This window comes from Faecalimonas canis (genome assembly GCF_054601575.1).
This window is the reverse complement of record NZ_BAAHSI010000038.1, coordinates 1-23,772: the sequence shown is the minus strand read 5'-3', so window position 1 is coordinate 23,772 and position 23,772 is coordinate 1. Positions and strand designations below refer to the sequence as shown.

Sequence of the window (23,772 nt, the reverse complement as noted above, 5' to 3'; positions counted from 1 at the left end):
GCGGGTGGATATTTATTGTATAGGAATTTTTGTTTCTATATGATAAAATGTTCTAACAGAGAAATGTAGCGATTAATCATCTTTAGGACATTTTCTTATAGGTACTTTAGGCGGGGTAAAATGGTATACGTCTTCATAGGACTGTATCTCGTTTTTTGAAATCGGTGCGGATGGAATCAATCCGGTACAGTCATTACTGGATGCAGAATTTCCTAAATAATCGTAAGAGTCGATAATCGCTTCATTTTTTTTATCTTTTTTCATTTTTATATTCCTTTCCTTAGTTTAGATTTAGTGTGTGGAAAATAAGCAAATATATTCTAAAAAGCAAATAAATTTTTAGGATGACATAGCCTTTTTGCTTTGTCTAGGCAAAATAGAGAAAATATGATAAAATGAGCGTTAATATAGAATAATAATTGTTAGAAAAAATGGAGGGAAAATTATGCGAGTTGGAATGGGTTATGATGTACATCGCCTTGTGGAAGAAAGAAAACTTATTTTAGGTGGAGTGAATATACCTTATGAAAAAGGACTTTTGGGACATTCTGATGCGGATGTTCTTCTTCATGCAATTATGGATGCACTGTTAGGGGCGGCAGCACTTGGCGATATTGGAACACATTTTCCGGACACGGACGAAAAATATAAAGGGATTTCCAGTATTCTTCTTTTAGAACACGTTGGCAAACTGTTAGAGGAGCATCTATATGTTATTGAAAATATTGATGCTACGATTATTGCGCAGAAACCAAAAATGAAACCTCACATTGAGCAGATGAAAAAAAATATTGCTGCTGCTTTACGGATTGAGGAAGATCAGATTAATGTGAAGGCAACAACGGAAGAAGGGCTTGGATTTACGGGAGAAGGAGAAGGTATCTCTTCTCAGGCTATTTGTGCATTGGAAAAGATAACGAATTATAGTTATAAAGTGGCTGATGATGAAAATGGTTGTGTAGGATGTACCGGTTGTGGAAGGGATAAATAAATGAAAGTTCGCAAATTAGAAAAAGCAGAACATATAAAAACAAGAAAATTGTGGGAAGAGATTTTTACTGAGGATACGCCGGAATTTTTAGATTATTATTATTCTGTGAAGGCTGAAGAAAACGAAATATATATAGTGGAAAAAGGGGGACATATTTGTGCAATGCTTCATCTTAATCCATATACGATGAAAATTGCAGGGGAAAGTTTTTCGACACACTATATTGTTGCAGTAGCGACAGAAGAGAAATACAGACATCAAGGCATGATGCGGGCATTATTGCGAAAGGCACTTTCTGATCTGAAAGATAACGGAGAACCTTTTACTTTTCTGATGCCGGCAGCGGAGCAAATTTATTATCCACACGGTTTTCGTTATATTTATAAACAACAGCAGGGTGAAATTTATAAAACAGTGAGAAAGAAGGAAGAGTGGGAGATTTTTTACGCAACTAAAAAAGACTGTGAGGAAATAGTGGCATTTGTAAATGGTATTTTAGAAAATCGATATGAAGTTTATGCGAAAAGGGACAGAAAGTATTATGAAATGCTTTTAAAAGAACAAAAAAGTGAGCAGGGCGGAATATTGATTTTAAGAGAAAATCAAAAGATAATAGGGGTTTTCCCTTATGCAGTGGGAGAAGAATGCGAAATTAGGGAACCGTTGTTTGTGGGAGAAAGTAAAGAAGTTTTACCATATATTTCGGCATATATCAGTGGTGAAAAAAAGATAAAAGTTTTAGGATACGGAGATACAGAAAAGCCGATGATTATGGCGAAAATATTGGATGTAGAAAAAATGTTTTCATGTATAAAGACAACCGAAGAGATGTATTTAAAAGTAGAGATTTGTGATACATTGACAAATGAAAGTGTCGGTTGTTTTTTACTGGATGGCAGAGAAAAAATAGAAGTGAAGAAAATAGAGGAGGTTAAAGAATGTGTCCGCATGGATGTCGGAGATTTAACAGCCATATTATTTGGTACGGCGGATATGGAAAAACTTGAACTATCTTCACAAGTTAAAGAGGAATTGTCGAAAATTATTCCCCTTACAAAGATATATCTGAATGAAGTTGTGTAATTATAAAGGAGGAAGAAAAAATGAGTGAAGATTTATTAAAAACATTGCTGGAAGTGCCATCTGTTTCGGGAGATGAATTTACCATTCAAAAAGTATTAAAAGAACATATGGAATATTTCCCTGAGGTGCAAACGGACAGTATCGGGGACAGTGTATACATTTTGGAAGGGCTTGGGGAGAAAAGAATTTTAATGACTTCTCATATAGATGAAATCGGACTTTTAGTTACGGGAGCGACGGGGGACGGTTTTCTGAAAGTGACAAATTCCGGAGGGTTTGCGGCAAAATTATATGCAGGACACGGGGTGCAGGTTAATACGGAAAACGGCGTAGTGTACGGAAGCGTGGTTGTTACTTCAAAAATGCTGAAAGACAGTGAGTTTTCTGTGTCAGATGTACTGATTGATATAGGAGCAAAAACAAAGGATGAAGCATTATCTCAGGTACAACTGGGTGACTCGGTTGTTTTTGACACAAATATACGGCAATTGCTGAATGGACGTATATCAGCAAGAGGATTGGATGATAAATCGGGTGTGTATGTTGTTATGGAAACAATGAAACGAATGAAAGAAAAACAACATAAAGCGACTGTTATCGGAGCGGGAACAGTTGGTGAGGAAACAAGTAAGCATGGTGCGGGCTGGGTAGCAAACAGAGTAGAACCGACAGAAGCCATAGTAGTTGATGTGACGTATACAAGTGACTATAATGGGATGCGAGATGCAGAATGGGGCGAAGTAGAACTGGGTAAAGGGCCGGTGCTTTGTATAAATCCAATTTGTGATAGGAAAATCAACAAAAAACTTATGAAACTGGCGGAAGAAAGAGGTATTCCATATCAGGTGGAAGTAAGTGGAGGAAGAAGTTGCACGGATGCGGATGAAATCCACATGGTAGGAAAAGGGGTGCCCGTTGCATTAGTTTCCATACCATTACGTTATATGCACAGTCCTGCGGAAGTGGCGGACAGAAAAGATTTAGAAAATGCGATAGAACTATTAACTGCTTATCTGGAAAATGCGTAGGTATTTGCGGTTGACAAACAGAAGATTTTTGCATACACTATAGTATATATTGTAAATGCGAGGAACGAAAAGAGTAACATTTTGGAAACTGACAGAGAGGAATTGTCATCGGCTGAAAGCAAATCCAAGTGAAAGAAATGAGAAGTGCATTCGGGAGCAGATATGGTGAACAGTAAAGTAGCCGTATACGGTGGCACACGTTACGTGTTTTGAGTGAAGGGGTTACCCTTTATGAGAGTGGAATCGCGGATATAACTTCGTCTCTTGGTGAGGCGGAGTTTTTTATTATATAGGAAATTCTTCTCTATATAATTAGAATACTCCGTGTCGGATGCATATTTTGTTCTATATCAAGAAAGGGTTGTGAAATAATGAAGTTGATTACTTATATAAAAGAAGAACTGCAAGTTATTAAAGAACGTGACCCCTCGATAAAAAGCAATATGGAGATATTTTTATACCCAAGTTTCAAGGTAATGATAAGGTATCGTTTAGCACATAAACTTTATTTGAGAAAACATTATTTTCTGGCACGTTGGATTTCACAGCGGGCGGCAAGAAAAACGGGAATTGAAATTCATCCGGGAGCGACTATCGGCAAAGGACTTTTCATTGATCATGGGAGCGGAGTGATTATCGGTGAAACAACCGTTATTGGAAATAATGTGACATTATATCAGGGTGTGACACTTGGAGGAACAGGAAAAGAGAAAGGAAAAAGACATCCGACTCTTGAGGACAATGTAATGGTTTCGGCAGGAGCAAAAATTTTGGGCTCGTTCACTATAGGTGAAAATGCAAAAATCGGCGCAGGGTCTGTTGTTCTGGAGGAAGTTCCGCCGAACTGTACCGTTGTGGGAGTTCCGGGACGAATTGTCCGTATGGGAAATCAAAAGATGCCTCGTGTGGACTTAGACCAAATTCACTTACCTGATCCGGTATTGAATGATATTCGGGAATTGCAGAATAGAAATATTCAGTTACAAAAGGAACTGGAAGAAATGGAAAATGATATGAGATGCAGACAATATAGAAAGCAGGAGGAGAAAGATGAAAGTATATAATACATTGACAAGAAAAAAAGAAGAGTTTGTACCGTTGGAGGAAGGAAAAGTTAAAATGTACGTTTGCGGTCCGACTGTATATAATCTGATACACATTGGAAACGCCAGACCGATGATTGTGTTCGATACGGTGAGAAGATATTTTGAGTATAAGGGGTATGAAGTAAACTTTGTATCGAACTTTACCGATGTGGATGATAAAATTATCAAAAAGGCAATTGAAGAGGGTGTATCTGCCAATGAAATTTCTCAGCGTTATATTGCAGAGTGCAAAAAAGATATGGAAGGAATGAATGTAAAACCGGCGACAAAGCACCCGCTTGCAACGGAAGAAATATGCGGAATGATTGAAATGATTTCCGATTTGATTGAGAAAGGGTATGCCTATGAAAAAAACGGAACAGTTTATTTCCGTACAAGAAAATTCAAGGACTACGGAAAACTTTCTCATAAAAATTTAGATGATTTACAGTCGGGGGGACGTTCTCTTTTAGTTACGGGAGAAGATGAGAAAGAAGATTCTTTGGACTTCGTTCTGTGGAAACCGAAAAAAGAAGGAGAACCTGCGTGGAAATCACCATGGTGTGAAGGACGTCCGGGCTGGCATATTGAATGCTCCGTTATGTCTAAAAAATATTTAGGAGATCAGATAGATATTCATGCGGGAGGGGAAGATTTGGTTTTCCCACATCATGAAAATGAGATTGCACAGAGTGAAGCGGCAAATGGAAAAGAATTTGCTAAATATTGGTTGCACAATGCCTTTTTAAATATTGATAACCACAAAATGTCAAAATCACTCGGAAATTTCCGTACGGTAAGAGAAATCGGTGAGAAATACGATTTACAGGTTCTTCGTTTCTTTATGTTAAGCGCTCACTATAGAAGTCCGTTAAACTTTAGCGCCGCTTTAATGGAATCATCTGCTAATGGTTTAGAACGTATTTTAACTGCGGTAGCAAACTTAAAACATTTACTCGGAGTTTCTGCTGTAGAAAATATGACAGATGAAGAAAAAGAGCAGATTACAGAAACAGAAAACTTTGTAAAGGCATATGAAACGGCTATGGAAGATGACTTTAATACGGCAGATGCAATTGCTTCTATTTTTGATTTAGTGAAATTTGCCAATACAACAACATCGGCACAGTCTTCAAAAGAATACTTACAGAGTTTATACGATTTAATTGTGAAATTATCAGATGTGTTAGGATTAATTGTGGAAAAAGAAGAGGAAATGCTTGCAGAAGATATTGAGGCGCTTATTGAAGAACGTCAGGCTGCAAGAAAAGAAAGAAATTTCCAAAGGGCAGATGAAATCCGTGACGAATTATTGAAAAAGGGTATTATTTTAGAGGATACCCGTGAAGGTGTAAAATGGAAAAAAGCGTAGAAACAAACTTTAATGATTACATGAAAAAAGTGTTTGCCATGCAGGAGGTGGATATAAGGGAATATTCTCCTCTTACGCTGGCGTATATCGGAGATAGCATTTATGATTTGATTATTAAAAGTTTAGTAATAAACAGAGGAAATAAGCAGGTGCAAAAATTGCACAAAGAAACAAGCAGTCTTGTACAGGCATCGGCTCAATCTATGATGATGAGAGCGATGCAGGAAGAACTGACAGATGAAGAAAGGGCTGTTTACAAGCGGGGAAGAAATGCGAAATCTGTTTCTCCTGCCAAAAACCAGTCCATTACGGATTACAGGAGAGCGACGGGATTTGAGGCGCTGATTGGTTATCTGTATTTGAAAGAAGACTGGAAAAGAATGCTGGATTTAGTAAAAATAGGATTAGATAGTCTGGAAAAAGAAGAGATATAGGAGAGAAAAATGGCTGAAGAAAGTTTAGTGATAGAAGGACGTAATGCTGTAATTGAAGCGTTTCGTTCGGGGAAAACGATTGATAAAGTGTTTATTTTAGATGGCTGTCAAGACGGACCAATCCGCACAATTGTAAGAGAAGCAAAGAAACACGATACGATTTTACAGTTTGTGGCAAAAGAAAGATTAGATCAGTTATCCGAAACGGGAAAACATCAGGGAGTTGTCGCTCATGCAGCAGCATATGAATATGCGGAAGTAGAGGATATACTTGCATTGGCAGAAGAAAAAGGAGAAGATCCGTTTATCTTTATTTTGGATAATATTGAAGACCCGCATAATCTCGGAGCGATTATCCGTACGGCAAATCTAGCCGGCGCTCATGGAGTGATTATTCCGAAACGCCGTGCAGTAGGATTGACGGCCACAGTTGCAAAAACTTCAGCAGGGGCATTAAATTATACGCCGGTTGCGAAAGTGACCAACCTTGTAAAAACAATGGAAGAGTTGAAAGAAAAAGGACTTTGGTTTGTCTGTGCGGATATGGGCGGAGAAACAATGTACCGCTTAAACTTAAAAGGACCTATTGGTTTAGTTATCGGAAATGAAGGAACGGGTGTTGGACGTCTTGTGAAAGAAGAATGTGATTTTGTTGCGTCTATTCCAATGAAGGGAGATATTGACTCTTTAAATGCATCGGTGGCAGCGGGAGTGTTGGCATACGAGATTGTAAGACAGAGATTAAATTAGTAACGGTGTAAAAACCGGAGGTGCATATGTGCAGATACAGTAGGATGACGGATGAAGAACTGATTCAGTGCTTGCGAAACGGTGAAAAGGAAATAACAGATTATATTATTAATAAATATAAAAATCTTGTGAGAGAAAAGGCGAAGGCGATGTTTCTGCTTGGCGGAGATAATGATGATTTAATTCAGGAAGGAATGATTGGGCTGTTCAAAGCAATACGAGATTACGATGAAGAGCAAGAAACTTCTTTTTATTATTTTGCTGAATTATGTATTTCAAGGCAGATGTACACGGCAATTGAAGCGTCAAAAAGGCAGAAACATATTCCGCTTAATTCGTATGTATCTATCTATGAGGATAAGAATGAACAACCGTTGATAGACACCATTCAGACAGTAAAGGAAAATAATCCGGAAGCGTTATTTTTAAATAAAGAATATTTGCAGATGATTGAGATGGAATTAAAGAAAAATCTCAGTGAGTTTGAAAATAAAGTATTGTATTTGCATTTATTCGGCATGGATTATCAGAAGATAGCAAAGATTTTGGATAGGACACCAAAGTCTGTTGATAATGCATTACAGAGGATAAAAGGGAAAACAGAAAAGATAGTCAGACAGAAGACAGGGCGGTAAAAATACGTTGACAAACAGCATGGATATATTGTATATTAATTACGTTGTATATAGAGATGCTGTTGTGGCACAGTCGGTAGCGCGTCGCCTTGGTAAGGCGGAGGTCACGGGTTCAAGTCCCGCCAACAGCTTAAAACATTTTGCAGAATTTCTTGATAAAATTAGGAAATTCTGCATTTTTATATTATAGCAATCTACAAAAAGAGGATAGAAAGGGGAATGTTTTAGTCCTTTCTACCGTAGTGCAGATATTTTTTATATGGATTAATCATTGCCATGTGACACGCCTACCTTTCTATATTCGTTTCTATATTCAATTAGATATGAATTTCTATCGAATAAACTTATGGTCAATTCTTTGTGCATTATCTATTCATCGCCTTGGTGATTGATTGAAACAAAACATCCAGTTTGTTTGTCAGTTGAATGAAACATATTTTAATGTCAGCATATGATAGGAAAATGGGCGGTAAACCGGCAGTCGAATGAATTAAACTATTGGTCGGTTGAGTATATTTAGAAAAATGTGATAAGATGCGGTCATCAAAAACAAGGAGGAACGAGGAAAATGAAAAAACAGACGCTCGGTATGACGATTTCATCATTAAGAAAAGATAAAGGAATGACACAATTAGAACTTGCAGAAAAAATAGGTGTAACAGATAAGGCTGTTTCTAAGTGGGAAAGAGATTTATCTTTTCCGGATATAAACTCTATTCCTAAGTTAGCGGAAATTTTTGAAATTTCTGTTGACGATTTAATGCAGGTAAAGCCGAAAACAAAGGAAAACGAGCGAAAAAGCAAAGTAGATGAAATTGTTGATATAGTATTAAAAGGGATTGGCATTGCTATGGGAATTGCCGTAACAGTATTATCCGTTCTAGGAGAAGTAGAAATGAATACGGCTTTTACCATGTTAGGAATTGGATTGACGGGACTATCCATTTCTGTGTTAAAGGACGGGCATGATAAAAAGTAAACAGTATCTGTAACAATGAGGAAAAGCCGGTCGTTGACCGGCTTTGGTTATGAAAAAGAAAAGTTAATGAAAAAGTTTTATTAACTTTACAAGGAATACTATAACGAAGAATTGTGATAAAAAAATGATGATTTTGTGAAGAAATTTTGAACGGGTGAAATCTTTTGGTGGATTTTTTTGAAATCGAATTATTTGAAAAATACCAGACGGAATAAAAAGGAAAAAAAGTTGTTTGCCGCTATAATTTGTGGTAATATATAAAGATACTGATGATATTTTGTGCAAGCACAAGGAAATATATGTAAACTGGAGGATAACATGGAAAACGAAGTAGTTTCAAAAAACTTTATTGAACAGGAAATTGATAAAGATTTAAGAGAAGGTGTATATGATACTGTATGTACACGATTTCCGCCTGAACCGAACGGGTATCTTCATATCGGACACGCAAAATCCATTTTATTAAACTATGGATTGGCACAGAAATATAACGGAACATTTCATATGCGTTTTGATGATACGAACCCGACAAAAGAGAAAGTTGAGTTCGTAGAGTCAATTAAAGAAGATATTAAATGGCTTGGTGCAGACTGGAAAGATAACTTGTTTTTTGCATCTGATTATTTTGATGCAATGTATGAATGTGCGGTTAAATTAATTAAAAAAGGTAAGGCATATGTATGTGATTTAACTCCTGAAGAAATCCGCGAATACAGAGGAACACTTACAGAACCCGGCAAAAACAGTCCGTACAGAGATAGAACGGTGGAAGAAAACCTTGAATTATTCGAGGCAATGAAAAACGGAGAGTTTGAGGACGGAGAGAGAGTACTTCGTGCAAAAATTGATATGGCATCTCCTAATATCAATATGCGTGATCCGATTATTTACCGCGTGGCTCATATGACACATCATAACACAGGTGATAAATGGTGCATTTATCCGATGTATGACTTTGCTCATCCGATTGAAGATGCGATTGAAAAAATTACACATTCCATCTGTACATTGGAATTTGAAGACCACAGACCACTTTATGATTGGGTAGTCAGAGAATGTGAATTTGATCCTGCTCCAAGACAGATTGAATTTTCAAAATTGTATTTAACAAATGTTGTAACCGGAAAACGTTATATTAAGAAATTGGTAGAAGAAGGTATTGTTGACGGATGGGATGATCCAAGACTTGTTTCTATTGCGGCTTTGAGAAGAAGAGGATTTACACCGGAATCTATTAAAATGTTCGTAGATTTATGCGGTGTATCTAAGAGCAATAGTTCTGTAGACTATGCAATGCTTGAATATTGTATTCGTGAAGATTTGAAGATGAAAAAACCGCGAATGATGGCAGTATTAGACCCGATTAAATTAATTATAGACAACTATCCGGAGGGACAGGTTGAGTATTTAGATGTGGCAAATAACTTGGAAAATGAAGAACTTGGTTTCAGAAAAGTACCATTCTGCCGTGAACTTTATATTGACCGTGAAGACTTTATGGAAGAACCACCGAAAAAATATTTCAGACTGTTTCCGGGAAATGAAGTACGTTTGATGCACGCTTACTTTGTAAAATGCGAAAGTTTTGTAAAAGATGAAAACGGAAATATTGTAGAAATTCATTGTACTTACGACCCTGAAACAAAATGTGGAACAGGATTTACAGGGCGTAAAGTAAAAGGAACAATTCACTGGGTACCTGCTCCGTATGCAACAAAAGCGGAAGTGCGTTTATACGAGAATATTGTAGATGAAGAAAAAGGAGTATACAATAAAGAAGACGGTTCATTGAACTTAAATCCAAACTCACTTACGATTTTGAAAGACTGCTATTTAGAACCGAGTTTTGACGGCGTAAAAGCATATGATAGTTTCCAGTTTGTAAGACAGGGATATTTCTGTGTCGATGCAAAAGATTCAAAACCGGATGCACTTGTTTTCAATAGAATTGTATCATTAAAGAGTTCATTTAAATTACCAAAATAGAAACGATAAGAGCGGAATTTTCCGCTCTTATTTTATACTATAGGGAAGGAGAGAAAGTGATGGCACGAAAAATGGAGGTTGTTCCCTATCGACCGGAATGGGAGAAAATGTTTGCCGAGGAGGCAGAAAAGATTAGAACAATATTGGGAGAAAATGTAGTTGAAATATATCATATTGGTTCAACTTCGGTAAAAAATCTTTGGGCAAAACCGATTATTGACATTATGCCTGTTGTGAGAAATATCCGTTTGGTTGATGAACAGAATAAGGAATTTGAACAGATGGGGTATGAATGCAAAGGTGAGTTTGGGATAAGCGGACGGCGTTTTTTTATGAAAGGTGGAGATAACCGAACGCATCACATTCATATTTTTGAGGAAGGTAACAAGGGAGAGATACAACGTCATCTTGCGGTTCGCGATTATTTACGAGAGCATCCAAAGAAAGCAGAAGAGTATGGTTTATTAAAACGAAAACTGGCAGCAGAATTTACGTTTGATAATGACGGATATTGTGACGGAAAGGATGAGTTTGTAAAAAATATGGAAAGACAGGCATTGGAGTGGAAAAATGAATGAATTGACAATTCGATTGGAAGCAAAGTCGCAAATTCCTCTATATGAGCAGATATATACATATATTAAAAATGATATTCAATCCGGAAAAATAAAATATGCCGATAAATTGCCGTCTACAAGGGCGTTGGCAAAATATTTGGAAGTCAGCAGAAGTACAGTGGAACTGGCGTATGAACAGTTGCTTGCGGAAGGATATGTGGAAGCACAGGCATATAAGGGTTTTTTTGTGGCAAAAATAGATAACTTATATCAGTGGAAACAGTCTAAAGAAATAACATCGATAAAAAAAGAAAAAAGGGAACAGGAATATGTGTATGATTTTACACCGAATGGAATTGACTTAAATAGTTTTCCTTATCGGATATGGAGAAAATTGGCTAAAGATGTGCTGGCGGATGATAAAACGGAACTTTTTAAAACGGGAGATTCGCAAGGGGAATATGAATTGAGAGGTACTATCTGTCAGTATCTTTATCAATCAAGAGGAGTGAATTGTGAACCGGAACAAATTATTGTAGGAGCGGGGAATGAGTATCTTTTGATGTTGTTACAGATGATTTTAGGGACGAATTATCGTATTGCATTTGAAAATCCGACTTACCGACAGGCATATAGGCTGTTTCAACAATTATCTTATGAAACCGCAACAGTGGAAATGGATGAAAAGGGGATGCGTGTGGATGAATTAAGAAAGGTACGGGCAGATATAGCTTATGTTATGCCTTCACACCAGTATCCGCTCGGAATTATTATGCCTATACAGCGGCGAATGGAATTGTTGCGTTGGGCAGCAGAAGAGGATGGACGATATATTATAGAGGATGATTATGATAGTGAATTTCGATACAAAGGGAAACCGATTCCCGCCTTACAAGGATATGATAGAAATGATAAAGTTATTTACATCGGAACATTTTCAAAATCTATTGCTCCGGCAATTCGTGTGAGTTATCTTGTTTTGCCCAAACCGCTTTTGAAAATTTATCAGGAAAAGGGACGTTTCCTTAATTCTACAGTTTCCAAAGTGGATCAGCAGATTATTCATCGATTTATTGGAGAAGGATATTATGAAAGGCACTTGAATAAAATGAGGGGGGTATATAAAAGTCGTCATGATATAATGATTAACAGTTTAAAGCCCTTATTAAAAAAGTGCAAAATATCAGGAGAAAATGCAGGTGTTCATTTATTGCTTACGTTTCCTTTAGAAGTGTCGGAAACAGAATTGATAGAAAGAGCAAAACAAATGCATATTAAAGTGTATGGATTGTCTGCATATGATGTATGTACGGAAAAGAAATTAAATCCGACGATTTTGCTTGGATATGCAAATATGCCGGAGAAAGAAATAAAAGAGGGAATAAGACAATTAATTGTCGCATGGGATGAAGTGATTTAATGAAAAAGGGAAATTGATGATAGACATCACATTTCCCTTTGACATTATTCGTTATCGGATTGTTCTGTCTTTTCAGCCGGAACTTCCTCATCAGAAGCAATTTCCTCCTCAGGTTGAACTTCTTCGTCAATAGATTCTGTTTCAGAAGGAGTATCAGGAGTTAAAGATACATATTCTCTTGATGTAGCCTCCTTTAAATCTTCATCTAAATCAAAATCTTCATTTTCAAAATCATCTGAGAATTCGTCTTCGCTGTTGCAGCAATCATTCTTTTTATTTAAGTAAGCAACGACTCCACCAACAGCAGCGCCAACAGCAACAAGTCCTAAAAGTCTTTTTCCCCATTTGTTGTTTGCCATATCAATATGCTCCTTTCATTACCATTAATATAGTATTACTATTGTAATCCATTTTATGTAAAAAGAAAAGGCTTATTGAGAATAAAATCTAAGTATGTTAGAATATCTGCTATAGAAAGGAAGAGAAGTGGTAAAATGAAGGCAAAAAAAGCGAAAAGTGGAATTTTTAAAATTATATTTAGTAGAACTGCATTAGTAGCAGTGTTATTACTTTTTCAGATTGGGTTGATGGTAGCGACAATTACAACTATTGAACAATATGCGTTTTCGGTATATGTAGGATTCATTGTTTTAAGTATGATTGTAATTATCTATATTATTAACAGAAAAGAAAATCCGGCATTTAAAATGTCGTGGATTTTATTTGTAACTTTCATTCCTATTGTTGGTACGGTATTTTATATTTTTATGCAGATTCAACCGGGAACACGATATATAGGAAAGAGATTGTTTGTGCTGGGCGAGAAAACAAAACCATATATGGTGCAGAATGATAAAATTATTGAAGATTTAAGAATTTCAAAGCCGGCAAATGCAAATTTAGCGCATTATCTCTCAAAACAGGTTGGTTTCCCGGTACATAGAAATACGAAAGTGACTTATTTTAGAGTTGGAGAAGAGAAGTTCGAGGAGTTGAAACGCCAGTTGGAATCCGCAAAATATTACATTTTTATGGAATATTTTATTGTGGAAGAAGGAATTATGTGGGATTCTATTTTAGAGATTTTAAAGAGAAAAGTAGAAGAGGGAGTAGAAGTCCGTTTTATGTATGACGGAATGTGCAGTATTGTTCTTCTTCCTTATAAGTACCCAAAGAAACTGGAGGAAATGGGAATTCGTTGTAAAATGTTCAGTCCGATTAAACCGGTGCTATCCACACACCAGAATAATAGAGATCATAGAAAGATATGTGTAATTGACGGACAGGTTGCCTTTACAGGCGGAATTAATCTGGCGGATGAGTATATTAATGAAAAAGAACGTTTCGGACATTGGAAGGATACGGCGGTTATGCTGCAAGGTGAAGCAGTGCAGAATTTTACAATGATGTTTTTACAAATGTGGAATGTAACTGAAAAGAAAGAAGAAAATTTTGAAAAATATCTTACTCCAAAATCAAAAGAGTTCAGAAGGGAACTGGGGTATGTTCTGCCATATGGAGATAGTCCATATGACAATGAGAATATTGGTGAGCAGGTATATTTTCATATTTTGAACCATGCGAAAAAATATGTGCATATAATGACGCCGTATTTGATTTTGGATAACGAAATGGTAATAAATTTGACTTATGCGGCAAAATGTGGAATTGAAGTGATTATTATCATGCCTCATATTCCTGATAAATGGTATGCATTTGTGTTGGCAAAAACATATTATGAGGAACTCATCAATGCCGGAGTACAGATTTACGAGTATACACCGGGATTTGTACATGCTAAAGTTTTTGTGTCTGATGATGATACGGCAACTGTAGGTACAATTAATTTAGATTATCGAAGTCTTTATCTGCATTTTGAATGTGGTACATTTATTTATAATAATCAGGTAGTCAGAGATATTGAAAAGGATTTTCAGGATACTTTGAAAAAATGTCAAAGAGTAACAATTACAGATTTGCGTATGCGAGGAGTAATTGAAACGGTAGCGGGACGAGTATTAAGACTTATTGCACCGTTAATGTAATGAAAAGTCCAATCAAGAGTAGATACTTTTGATTGGACTTGTTGTAATTTGGAGGAGGGAAATGATGAGATTAAAAAATGTATTAATTGTTGTAAAAGATATTGAAAAGTCTAAGAAATTTTATCATGATTTGTTTGGACTTGATACAATACTCGATAATGAAGGAAATGTGATTTTGACGGAAGGACTTGTACTTCAGGATGCGGAGATTTGGAAAGACTTTTTGAAAAAAGATATTGTTCAGGAGAGTAATTCGTGTGAATTGTATTTTGAAGAACGTGATATAGAAACATTTGCTAAGAAATTAGAGGAATTATATCCTTCTGTTAAATATGTGAATAGACTTATGATACATAGCTGGGGGCAGAAAGTAATTCGATTTTATGACTTAGATGGAAATTTAATAGAAGTAGGGACGCCGATGTAATGACATGAGAAAGGTCTACTTTTCGTAGGTTGTTATATTATTTTGAACAATGTAAACTGATTTCAAAATGATAAAGAGGTGAACAATATGGAATATGTAACAGGAAATACGATAAAAAGGCTAAGAGAAAAACGAAGAATTACTCAAAAAGAACTTGCTGAGAAAATAAATGTAAGTGATAAGACTATATCAAAATGGGAAACGAATAAAGGGTTGCCGGATATATCTGTTATTGAGGAGTTGGCAAAGGCTTTAGGAGTATCCATAGCAGAACTGTTGACAGGTGATTTAAGGGAAAATGAAAATATGTCGGGCAACATGAAGAAAGTACATTTCTTTGTATGCCCTATTTGTAATAATGTCATTATGTCTGTAGGACAGGGGAGTTTTGCCTGCTGCGGAATTACATTGCCTGAAATAAATTCGGAAAAGTGTGATGAAAATCATATGATTTCTGTTGAAACAATAGATAATGAATATTATGTGTCAATGAAGCACTCTATGGGGAAAAGTCACTATATCTCTTTTATAGCTTATGCGACATCCAATAGTTGTGAAATAATTAAGTTATACCCTGAACAAGATATATCCGTTCGTTTTAGAAAAAAGGGGCACGGTATACTATATGCTTATTGTAATAAACATGGAATGTTCAGAATGATTATATGAGGTTACCTGTATTTGAAAATTTTTGTTGTGTTTATCAATAAAAGAGGGTATAATCGTGAAGTAAAAAAGCAAACTTATATGTATTGAGAACTATAGGAGGATATAGAATGGTTAAAGCAGTAGTAGGCGCTAACTGGGGAGATGAAGGTAAAGGTAAAATCACGGATATGCTTGGAGAGAAAGCGGATATTATTGTTCGTTTTCAAGGTGGAGCAAATGCGGGACATACAATTATTAACGAGTATGGAAAATTTGCCTTACACACATTACCGTCAGGAGTATTCTATGAACATACAACAAGCATTATCGGAAATGGTGTAGCACTGAATATTCCGGTATTATTTGAAGAAATTCAATCTGTAATTGACAAAGGAGTTCCGATGCCGAAAATCCTTGTGTCTGACCGAGCACAGATTGTTATGTCATATCATATTTTGTTTGATCAATATGAAGAAGAAAGATTAGGTGGAAAATCATTCGGCTCTACGAAGTCAGGTATCGCTCCGTTTTATTCAGATAAATTTGCAAAAATCGGATTTCAGGTAAGCGAGTTATTTGATGACGAATTGTTAAAGGAGAAAGTTGTTCGTGTGTGCGAACAGAAAAATGTACTGTTAGAATATTTATATCATAAACCGCTATTAAAACCGGAAGAGTTATATGCAGAATTACAGGAATACAGAAGAATGGTTGAGCCGTATGTCTGTGATGTATCCTTATTTTTGCATAATGCCATTCAGGAAGGAAAAGAAATTCTTTTAGAAGGACAACTTGGTTCATTAAAAGATACAGATCATGGCATTTATCCAATGGTAACATCTTCTTCCACACTGGCTGCGTATGGTGCAATCGGGGCAGGTATTCCTCCATATGAAATAAAACAGATTATTACGGTTTGTAAGGCTTATTCAAGTGCAGTTGGTGCAGGTGCATTTGTAAGTGAGATTTTCGGAGAAGAAGCAGACGAGTTAAGGCGCAGAGGCGGCGATGGCGGTGAATTTGGTGCGACAACAGGACGTCCTAGACGTATGGGGTGGTTTGATGTAGTGGCATCAAAATACGGCTGTAGAATGCAGGGAGCGACTGATGTAGCGTTTACTGTGCTGGATGTGCTTGGATACCTTGACGAAATTCCTGTTTGTGTCGCTTATGATATTAACGGCAAGATTACGACAGACTTCCCAACAACACACCTTTTAGAAAAGGCAAAACCGGTATTAGAAACGCTTCCGGGATGGAAAACAGATATCAGAGGTATTAAGAAATATGAAGACCTTCCTGAAAATTGTAGAAAATACATTGAATTTATTGAGGAAAAATTAGGCTATCCGATTACAATGATTTCAAATGGCCCGGGAAGAGATGAAATTATTTATAGAAATAAATAAAATGAAAAATGACACTTCACATAGATACAATATCTAAAAGAAGTGTCATTTTTATTATAGCAGTTGAATATTGTATTCTTCCGCTTTTTTTGAAATATGTTCAGGCCAAATGGAAGACTGTACTTCTCCAATATGTGCTTTTCTTAAATAAAACATACAGATTCGTGACTGACCGATACCGCCACCTACTGTGTAAGGAAGTTCCCCGTTTAACAGAGATTTTTGAAAAGTCAGTTCGGCACGATCTTCGCAGTCTGCAAGTTTTAACTGTCGTTTTAAAGAGGTTTCATCTACACGAACTCCCATGGAAGAAAGTTCTAAGGCAATGTCAAGAACAGGGTAGTAGACAATAATATCGCCATTTAATTCCCAGTCATCATAGTCGGGAGCGCGTCCGTCATGTTTTTCTCCTGAAGATAATATTTTCCCGATTTGAGAGATAAATACAGCACCTTTTGATTTTGCGATGCGGTATTCTCTTTCTTTTGGAGTACATTCAGGGTACATATTTTCCAGTTCCTGTGAGGTGATGAAAAAGATTTCGTCAGGTAAAATTGTGTCAATATAATTATAACGTCTGGAGATATGTTGCTCGGTTTCCTTTAATGCACTATATACATGACGTACATTATGCTCTAATGTTGCAGTATTTCGTTCTTCTTTGGAAATTACTTTTTCCCAATCCCACTGATCCACATAAAGAGAGTGGATATTGTCTGTATCTTCATCTCGGCGGATGGCGGTCATATCTGTGTAAAGACCTTCTCCTGAGTGAAAACCATAACGTTTTAATGCGTATCGTTTCCATTTGGCGAGAGAATGAACAATTTCCACAGCACTATCATTCTGTTCTTTGATTCCGAAAGAAACAGGACGTTCTACACCGTTTAGGTTATCGTTTAGTCCACTTTCAGGTTTTACGAAAAGCGGGGCAGAAACGCGAGTCAAGTGGAGAGATTTAGCCAATGCCCGTTCAAAGTGGTCTTTTATCTCTTTAATGGCTACCTCGGTTTCGCGAATGGAGAGCGGTGAGGAATAGCCTTTTGGTATTGTTAATTGTTGCATTGTTTTGCATCCTTTCTAAAGTGTCAAATTATGTTCAGTGTGATACATCTGAATAAGAATGTCAAGGAAATCTTAAGAAATAAGTTGAAAAGGTTTAGAAATAATACATATATTTGTCACAGTCTTTGCATATACTATATAGATAGAGAAGGAGGTAATGATATGCAGCAGGAAGAAAATAGAAAAGAACAGGAAATTATCTCTATTGAGGAGTATTTATATAAAAGAAAAAAGATTAAGGAGCAGGAAGAGCAACAACTTTCGGTTTACGGGAATTCTATAAAAGAAAAAAGTTCTGCTTTAATGTTGGCAGAACTTTATATGTAAGCAAATTATTTTTCTTCGTCTTTATCCTGTTTCTTTGTAAGTTTGTAAATCATAGAGTAGGCATATAGGAGAACAGGAACTAAAATGGTAAGAGCAACAGAGGCTTTGAACAGACCTAGAGATTTGCTCGTATCGATAAAAGCAAATAAAAGTGTGCTTCCATAAAGTGCAACGAGGAGAATTACTCCAATAATAGCTAAAATACGTTTTGTTTTCTTCATATTCTTATCCGTCCTTTATACATGAATTTGTTATGGGTAAAGTTAACACTTTAAAAGTGCTATTTTTGTCTATTATAACAAAGAAATAAGAAAATTTGCAAAAGTTTTTGAAAAACATGAAGATATGGTATATAATGGACATATTAAAATGAAGAATAGAAGGAGAACATAGAAATGAGTTTATTAGAACAATGGAGAGATACTGCTTATTCAAAAGAAATGGATAAAGCGGCATTACAGAAATTTTGGGGAACATATTTTCAAATTGAAAAAGAAATTTATGAAAAATTATTAGAAAATCCAGATGAAGAAGTGAAAGGAACAGTAAAAGAACTGGCTGAAAAATACGGAATTGAAGTATTTACAATGACAGGATTTCTTGACGGAATCAATGACAGTTTGAAAGAACCAAATCCAATTGAAGAAATGGAAGAAGATACAGTAGTAAGTCTTGCATTTGATAAAGAAAGTTTGTACAAAAATATGGTGGATGCTAAAGCGGACTGGTTATATGAACTTCCACAGTGGGATAATATTTTCACCCCTGAGAGAAAGAAAGAATTATACAGAGAACAGAAACAGTCAGGAACGATTCGCAAAGAGAAGAAAATCGGAAGAAATGATCCATGTCCATGCGGAAGCGGTAAAAAATATAAAAAATGTTGTGGTAAATAATTAGTTAATAAAGGGTGAAAGAATATAATTCTGACACCCTTTTGCTTGTTTATGGAGGTATATATGTCAAGTGCTTTTTACAGTATGGGGATATTGTGTATATTATATTACTTGCTTATTGTTTTGCATACGCGTAACTGGAAAGCGACTTTTGCAAGATTTTGGGTAGTTTTCGGCAGTATACAATTTGTTATTGGATTTGGCGTGGAAAAAATGGCGGAATGGATGTATCTTCCATTTCAGATAGTATTTACGATTCTGTTTTTGATTTTTTTTGCAGTGGAGATTGTTATTTTAAGTGCAATAATTCCAACTACTTTTGATGAACTTTCAACTATCATTATTTTAGGTGCGTGTGTAAAAGGGAAAAAAATTACAGGTGCTTTGCAAAAACGGCTTGATAAAGGGGTGGATTATCTTCTTGCCCACGATAATACGAAAGTAATTGTATCGGGAGGACAAGGAAGAGGCGAAGATGTAACAGAAGCATTTGCTATGAAAAACTATTTAACGGATAAAGGAATTGATGAGAAAAGAATTATTATGGAAGAAAAATCCCGTTCCACTGAAGAAAATCTGAAATATAGTTTGTCATATATAAAAGATGTGAATGAAAAAGTAGGAATTGTAACTAACAATTTCCATGTTTACAGAAGTGTAAAACTGGCAAAAAGAGCAGGGTATAAAGATGTTGTAGGTATTGCAGCGGGAGCAGATCCGGTTCTGCTTTTAAATTATTTAGTTAGAGAATTTTTTGCAGTTGTTTACCTTGTGCTTTTCCGCAAGTAAATGTTATAATGAAGAGAATTTAATTTTGGAAAGGATTTTACAATAGATGAAAACAGTAATCATAGGAATTGCAGGAGGTTCCGGTTCGGGAAAATCGACATTTACCAACAGGCTGAAAGCCGCATTTAAAAATCAATTGACTGTGATTTATCACGATAATTATTACAAGTGTAATGACGGTGTTCCGTTTGAGGTGAGAAAGAAAACGAATTATGACCATCCTGATGCACTGGATACAGAACTTTTGATAAAGCATTTAAAGGCATTGAAAAATGGGGAAACAGTCGAAGGTCCGACATATGATTATTCAAAACATAACAGAGCAAAAGAAAAAGTGACATTGCATCCGACAAAAATTATTCTTGTAGAAGGAATTTTGGTTTTGGAAAATAAAGAACTGAGAGATTTGCTTGATATTAAAATTTTTGTGGAGGCAGATGCGGATGAACGTATTTTACGAAGAGTGATTCGTGATGTGCGTGAGAGAGGACGTTATGTTGAGGACATTGCCGAGCAGTATTTGACAACGGTAAAACCGATGCACTACATTTATGTAGAACCGACAAAATCGATGGCAGATATCGTTATTAACAGCGGAATGAACGATGTTGCTTTTGATTTGGTTAAGACGAAGATAGAAACTTTACTCATTGACAAATAGAGTGATAATGTTATAATAATGTGTATATATGATAATACGTTGACGAGAAGAGTAGGATGTGAAAGGATACAGAGAGAGAAGTCATCGGCTGGAAGCTTCTTATTTCGGAAACATTTGAAAACTACCTCTGAGTGACAGCAAAACTGTCCGGTGATTCCGTTATCATCAGTAGAAGTGGTTCTGACATTGTCAGTACAATTAGGGTGGAACCGCGAGTGAATGTACGCTCGTCCCTTGCAGTGAGGTGATTCATTGCAAGGGATTTTTTTGTTACCATATATATGAAAATGTCTGATAAACATTTTAGTAACAAAGTGAGGAGAGAAACAAGATGAAGGCATATAAGCATAAAGTACAGTATTACGAAACAGACCAGATGGGCATTGTTCATCATTCAAACTATATTCGCTGGTTTGAAGAGGCGAGAACAGATTTTATGGAACAACTTGGAATGGGATATGATGAAATGGAAAAGGAAGGTATTTTAAGTCCTGTTTTAGAAGTGGAAGCCACATATCTTCGCATGGTTCGTTTTGGTGATACAGTTACAATTACAACGAAAATCAAAGAATACAATGGAATTAAACTGACTGTCGTATATGAAATTCGTAACGAAAGAACAGGAATGATTCATTGTAAAGGTGTTACAAAGCACTGCTTTTTAACAAAGATGGGCAAACCTATTTCGCTGAAAAAAGATTTGATTGAATTTCACAATATGTTTGCAAAAGGATTAGAAGACTCACAAAATAAAGAAGAGGGAGAAGGAGAAAAATAATGAAAATTACATTAAAAGACGGCTCAGTAAAAGAGTATGAGCAGAGTAAATCAGTATATGACATTGCATTAGATATTAGTGAAGGGCTTGCAAGAGCAGCCTGTGCAGGAGAAATTAACGGAGAAGTTGTTGATTTAAGAACAATGGTGGAAGAAGACTGTTCTTTAAATATTTTAACAGCAAATGATAAAGAAGGGCTGGCAGCGCTTCGCCATACAGCATCTCATGTTCTTGCTGAAGCGGTAAAGAGATTATATCCGGAAGCAAAACTTGCTATAGGACCATCAATTGATACAGGATATTACTATGATTTTGAACACGCACCATTTTCCAATGAAGATTTAGGCACAATTGAAAAAGAGATGAAAAAAATTATTAAAGAAGGTGCAAAAATTGAACGTTTTGAACTTCCAAGAGAAGAAGCAATTGCTTATATGGAAGAAAAGGGAGAACCATATAAAGTAGAATTGATTAATGATTTGCCGGAAGATGCTGTTATTTCATTTTATAAACAGGGTGAATTTGTAGATTTATGTGCAGGTCCACATTTGATGAGTACAAAAGGAGTGAAAGCGTTTAAACTGATTTCATCTTCAGGCGCTTACTGGAGAGGCGATGAGAAAAACAAAATGCTCACTCGTGTTTACGGCACTGCGTATGCAAAAAAAGATGAATTAAAAGCACATATGGAACATTTGGAAGAAATTAAAAAGCGTGACCATAATAAACTGGGACGTGAAATGGGATTGTTTACAACCGTAGACGTTATCGGTCAGGGACTTCCTTTGTTAATGCCAAAAGGAGCGTCAATCATTCAAACAATGCAGCGTTGGGTAGAAGATGAAGAAGAAAAACGTGGATATGTAAGAACAAAAACACCTCTTATGGCGAAAAAGGATTTGTATGTAATTTCAGATCATTGGGGACATTATAAAGAAGGTATGTTTGTTCTGGGAGATGAGGAGAAAGAAGGCGAAGAAGTATTTGCACTTCGTCCAATGACTTGTCCATTCCAGTATTATGTATACAAACAGAGTCAGAAGAGTTACAGAGATCTTCCTTGTCGTTACGGTGAAACATCTACTTTATTTAGAAATGAAGATTCAGGGGAAATGCATGGATTAACTCGTGTAAGACAGTTTACAATCTCTGAAGGACATCTTATTATTACACCTGAACAGGTAGAAGACGAATTTAAAGGCTGTGTTGACTTGGCAAAATATTGCTTGACAACACTTGGGGTAGAAGAAGATGTAACATATCGTTTATCTCTCGCTGATCCGGATAATATGGATAAATATCTCGGAACAAGAGAAATGTGGGATGAAGTTGAAGATGTTATGCGTAAAATGTTAGATCACCTTGAAATTGATTATACAGAGGAAACAGGTGAAGCGGCATTCTACGGACCGAAATTAGATATTCAGGCGAAAAACGTATATGGAAAAGAAGATACAATGATTACAATTCAGTTAGATATGTTCCTCGCAGAAAGATTTGACATGACATTTGTGGATAAAGATGGAGAAAAGAAACGTCCGTATATTATTCATCGTACAGCAATGGGATGTTATGAAAGAACACTTGCATGGCTGATTGAAAAATATGCAGGTTTATTCCCAACATGGCTTTGTCCGGAACAGGTGCGTGTACTTCCGATTTCAGAAAAATATCATGACTATGCACATCAGGTATTAGCAGAACTACGTGAAAACGGTATTAAATGTACAGTAGATGACCGTGCAGAAAAAATTGGTTACAAGATTCGTGAAACACGTTTGGATAAAGTTCCGTATATGCTTGTTGTCGGAGCGAAAGAGGAAGAAGAAAAGGTCGTATCCGTACGAAGCAGATTTTTAGGTGATGAAGGACAAAAATCATTAGATACATTTATTAATGACATTTGTAAAGAAATTCGTACAAAAGAAATTCGTAAAATTGAAGTAGAAGAGAATAAATAAGAATTGGCAGGCAATACTATCTCTGAATATAGAGAAAATATAAGGAGGTAGTACAATGCCGGAATTAAAATGTACCGTGCAGACTTGTGTGCACAACAAACAGTTTTTATGTGATTTAGATGCGATTGAGGTAGGTGGAAGTTCTGCTAAAAACTCAGAAGAAACCTGTTGTGACAGTTTTCAGGAAAGAAAAGAAGGAAATTACACGAATAGTTACAGTGATGTTACAGAAAATACAGCCTCAGACAGAAGTGAGATTGACTGTAAGGCAACGGATTGTATGTATAATGAAAAATGTCACTGTCATGCGGGAAAAATCAGTGTAGAAGGAAGTAACGCATGTGAGTGTGGCGAAACAGAATGTGCAACATTTACCTGTAAGTAAATAAAAATGCTTATATCTGTCTGGTGAAGACAGATATAAGCATTCAGACTGTAGACAAAGT

Annotated in this window: 27 protein-coding genes, 1 tRNA gene and 2 other annotated features; of the genes, 24 read left to right on the top strand and 4 right to left on the bottom strand. The window is 36.1% G+C overall.

Annotated elements, in window-relative coordinates:
- Positions 1–72 precede the first annotated feature (72 nt).
- Positions 73–264 (bottom strand): hypothetical protein, encoded by a 192-nt coding sequence (locus ACYPXO_RS10685; RefSeq protein WP_459640556.1) that lies wholly within the window; start codon positions 262–264, stop codon positions 73–75.
- Between the two features lie 181 nt (positions 265–445).
- Between ACYPXO_RS10685 and ispF the strand changes: the two genes are divergently transcribed.
- The 13 genes from ispF (at position 446) to pdxR (ending at position 12,320) form a co-directional block, all read left to right on the top strand.
- Entirely contained in the window at positions 446–991 is a 546-nt protein-coding gene (gene ispF, locus ACYPXO_RS10680; protein ID WP_459640555.1) for a 2-C-methyl-D-erythritol 2,4-cyclodiphosphate synthase, read from the top strand.
- Positions 992–2,074, top strand: coding sequence for a GNAT family N-acetyltransferase (locus tag ACYPXO_RS10675; protein ID WP_459640554.1), 1,083 nt, complete (start codon positions 992–994; stop codon positions 2,072–2,074).
- A gap of 20 nt (positions 2,075–2,094) precedes the next feature.
- Entirely contained in the window at positions 2,095–3,102 is a 1,008-nt protein-coding gene (locus ACYPXO_RS10670) for a M42 family metallopeptidase (protein WP_459640553.1), read from the top strand.
- A gap of 51 nt (positions 3,103–3,153) precedes the next feature.
- Positions 3,154–3,370, top strand: a binding site (T-box leader).
- 103 nt (positions 3,371–3,473) lie between these two features.
- Positions 3,474–4,166 carry a serine O-acetyltransferase EpsC gene (gene epsC, locus ACYPXO_RS10665; RefSeq protein WP_459640552.1) on the top strand — a complete coding sequence of 231 codons (693 nt, stop codon included), beginning with the start codon at positions 3,474–3,476 and terminating at the stop codon, positions 4,164–4,166.
- Positions 4,153–5,559, top strand: coding sequence for a cysteine--tRNA ligase (cysS, locus tag ACYPXO_RS10660; protein WP_459640551.1), 1,407 nt, complete (start codon positions 4,153–4,155; stop codon positions 5,557–5,559). Before epsC ends, cysS begins: the two co-directional genes overlap by 14 nt.
- Positions 5,544–5,993, top strand: a complete 450-nt coding sequence (locus tag ACYPXO_RS10655; protein ID WP_459640550.1) for a Mini-ribonuclease 3 — start codon at positions 5,544–5,546, stop codon at positions 5,991–5,993. The genes cysS and ACYPXO_RS10655 overlap by 16 nt, the downstream gene beginning before the upstream one ends.
- 9 nt (positions 5,994–6,002) lie before the next feature.
- Entirely contained in the window at positions 6,003–6,743 is a 741-nt protein-coding gene (rlmB, locus tag ACYPXO_RS10650) for a 23S rRNA (guanosine(2251)-2'-O)-methyltransferase RlmB (protein WP_459640549.1), read from the top strand.
- 26 nt (positions 6,744–6,769) lie between these two features.
- Positions 6,770–7,378, top strand: a complete 609-nt coding sequence (gene sigH, locus ACYPXO_RS10645) for an RNA polymerase sporulation sigma factor SigH (RefSeq protein WP_459640548.1) — start codon at positions 6,770–6,772, stop codon at positions 7,376–7,378.
- 58 nt (positions 7,379–7,436) lie between these two features.
- A tRNA-Thr gene (locus tag ACYPXO_RS10640) sits at positions 7,437–7,509 on the top strand.
- A gap of 437 nt (positions 7,510–7,946) precedes the next feature.
- Positions 7,947–8,357 carry a helix-turn-helix domain-containing protein gene (locus tag ACYPXO_RS10635; protein ID WP_459640547.1) on the top strand — a complete coding sequence of 137 codons (411 nt, stop codon included), beginning with the start codon at positions 7,947–7,949 and terminating at the stop codon, positions 8,355–8,357.
- A 318-nt stretch (positions 8,358–8,675) separates the two neighbouring features.
- Positions 8,676–10,343: a glutamine--tRNA ligase/YqeY domain fusion protein gene (locus tag ACYPXO_RS10630; protein ID WP_459640546.1), complete on the top strand. Its 1,668-nt coding sequence runs from the start codon at positions 8,676–8,678 to the stop codon at positions 10,341–10,343.
- A gap of 59 nt (positions 10,344–10,402) precedes the next feature.
- Positions 10,403–10,921, top strand: coding sequence for a GrpB family protein (locus ACYPXO_RS10625; RefSeq protein ID WP_459640545.1), 519 nt, complete (start codon positions 10,403–10,405; stop codon positions 10,919–10,921).
- The gene (gene pdxR / locus ACYPXO_RS10620; RefSeq protein WP_459640544.1) at positions 10,914–12,320 is read left to right on the top strand and encodes a MocR-like pyridoxine biosynthesis transcription factor PdxR; all 1,407 of its coding nucleotides are present in this window, start codon (positions 10,914–10,916) and stop codon (positions 12,318–12,320) included. The genes ACYPXO_RS10625 and pdxR overlap by 8 nt, the downstream gene beginning before the upstream one ends.
- Before the next feature lie 44 nt (positions 12,321–12,364).
- Here pdxR and ACYPXO_RS10615 read toward each other — a convergent pair whose 3' ends face one another.
- On the bottom strand, positions 12,365–12,679 hold the full coding sequence (locus ACYPXO_RS10615) for a hypothetical protein (RefSeq protein WP_459640543.1): 315 nt from the start codon (positions 12,677–12,679) through the stop codon (positions 12,365–12,367).
- Between the two features lie 135 nt (positions 12,680–12,814).
- Between ACYPXO_RS10615 and cls the strand changes: the two genes are divergently transcribed.
- From cls to ACYPXO_RS10595, 4 genes are all read left to right on the top strand, one after another.
- Positions 12,815–14,365, top strand: a complete 1,551-nt coding sequence (gene cls / locus ACYPXO_RS10610; protein ID WP_459640542.1) for a cardiolipin synthase — start codon at positions 12,815–12,817, stop codon at positions 14,363–14,365.
- Between the two features lie 64 nt (positions 14,366–14,429).
- Positions 14,430–14,792 (top strand): VOC family protein, encoded by a 363-nt coding sequence (locus ACYPXO_RS10605; protein WP_459640557.1) that lies wholly within the window; start codon positions 14,430–14,432, stop codon positions 14,790–14,792.
- Positions 14,793–14,879: 87 nt separating this feature from the next.
- Positions 14,880–15,461, top strand: a complete 582-nt coding sequence (locus ACYPXO_RS10600) for a helix-turn-helix domain-containing protein (protein ID WP_459640541.1) — start codon at positions 14,880–14,882, stop codon at positions 15,459–15,461.
- A gap of 107 nt (positions 15,462–15,568) precedes the next feature.
- The gene (locus tag ACYPXO_RS10595) at positions 15,569–16,849 is read left to right on the top strand and encodes an adenylosuccinate synthase (protein ID WP_459640540.1); all 1,281 of its coding nucleotides are present in this window, start codon (positions 15,569–15,571) and stop codon (positions 16,847–16,849) included.
- Positions 16,850–16,903: 54 nt separating this feature from the next.
- On the opposite strand, the gene asnA is transcribed toward ACYPXO_RS10595, so the two are convergent.
- Positions 16,904–17,914, bottom strand: a complete 1,011-nt coding sequence (asnA, locus tag ACYPXO_RS10590) for an aspartate--ammonia ligase (protein ID WP_459640539.1) — start codon at positions 17,912–17,914, stop codon at positions 16,904–16,906.
- Positions 17,915–18,076: 162 nt separating this feature from the next.
- Between asnA and ACYPXO_RS10585 the strand changes: the two genes are divergently transcribed.
- On the top strand, positions 18,077–18,241 hold the full coding sequence (locus ACYPXO_RS10585) for a hypothetical protein (RefSeq protein ID WP_459640538.1): 165 nt from the start codon (positions 18,077–18,079) through the stop codon (positions 18,239–18,241).
- 5 nt (positions 18,242–18,246) lie between these two features.
- Here the strand turns inward: ACYPXO_RS10585 and ACYPXO_RS10580 are convergent, their stop codons facing one another.
- Positions 18,247–18,462: a hypothetical protein gene (locus ACYPXO_RS10580; RefSeq protein ID WP_459640537.1), complete on the bottom strand. Its 216-nt coding sequence runs from the start codon at positions 18,460–18,462 to the stop codon at positions 18,247–18,249.
- A 174-nt stretch (positions 18,463–18,636) separates the two neighbouring features.
- Here ACYPXO_RS10580 and ACYPXO_RS10575 point away from each other — a divergent pair, with 174 nt between their 5' ends.
- From ACYPXO_RS10575 to ACYPXO_RS10550, 6 genes are all read left to right on the top strand, one after another.
- Positions 18,637–19,137: an SEC-C metal-binding domain-containing protein gene (locus ACYPXO_RS10575; RefSeq protein ID WP_459640536.1), complete on the top strand. Its 501-nt coding sequence runs from the start codon at positions 18,637–18,639 to the stop codon at positions 19,135–19,137.
- 63 nt (positions 19,138–19,200) lie between these two features.
- Positions 19,201–19,926, top strand: a complete 726-nt coding sequence (locus tag ACYPXO_RS10570; protein ID WP_459640535.1) for a YdcF family protein — start codon at positions 19,201–19,203, stop codon at positions 19,924–19,926.
- Positions 19,927–19,972: 46 nt separating this feature from the next.
- Entirely contained in the window at positions 19,973–20,587 is a 615-nt protein-coding gene (udk, locus tag ACYPXO_RS10565) for a uridine kinase (RefSeq protein ID WP_459640534.1), read from the top strand.
- Between the two features lie 30 nt (positions 20,588–20,617).
- Positions 20,618–20,825, top strand: a binding site (T-box leader).
- 93 nt (positions 20,826–20,918) lie between these two features.
- On the top strand, positions 20,919–21,365 hold the full coding sequence (locus ACYPXO_RS10560) for an acyl-CoA thioesterase (protein ID WP_459640533.1): 447 nt from the start codon (positions 20,919–20,921) through the stop codon (positions 21,363–21,365).
- Positions 21,365–23,326 (top strand): threonine--tRNA ligase, encoded by a 1,962-nt coding sequence (gene thrS, locus ACYPXO_RS10555; protein ID WP_459640532.1) that lies wholly within the window; start codon positions 21,365–21,367, stop codon positions 23,324–23,326. The genes ACYPXO_RS10560 and thrS overlap by 1 nt, the downstream gene beginning before the upstream one ends.
- Positions 23,327–23,381: 55 nt before the next feature.
- Complete coding sequence (locus ACYPXO_RS10550; RefSeq protein ID WP_459640531.1) at positions 23,382–23,711, top strand: DUF1540 domain-containing protein; 330 nt, start codon at positions 23,382–23,384, stop codon at positions 23,709–23,711.
- The last annotated feature ends 61 nt before the right edge of the window (positions 23,712–23,772 follow it).